Raw genomic sequence first — 219 nt, 5'->3', positions numbered from 1 at the left:
CCGGGCCGCCAAAGCGAACCTCGATCGGCCGCGCATCCTCCTCGGCCTCGATGCCCAGCTGGTCCAGCAGATCGCCAAAGCCGATCTCGGGCAGCGGGCGATTCAGCACCAGCCCCATCGCGCCCTCGTCGGAATGCGCGCAGACCAGCACCACGGACCGCTCGAAACGCGGATCGCTCATGCCGGGCATGGCGATCAGGATCTTGCCGGTCAGGTTGC

Annotated in this window: 1 protein-coding gene; it reads right to left on the bottom strand. The window is 68.0% G+C overall.

The annotated features are described in order from the left end of the window. A partial coding sequence (locus tag TW83_RS17370) for a YqgE/AlgH family protein (protein ID WP_045984044.1) occupies positions 1-219 on the bottom strand: 219 nt, incomplete at both ends.

This window comes from Paracoccus sp. S4493, from assembly GCF_000967735.1.
GTDB classification, from domain to species: domain Bacteria; phylum Pseudomonadota; class Alphaproteobacteria; order Rhodobacterales; family Rhodobacteraceae; genus Paracoccus; species Paracoccus marcusii.
Note: the sequence above shows the minus strand (reverse complement) of the source record. Positions and strands in the feature narration are given on the sequence as shown.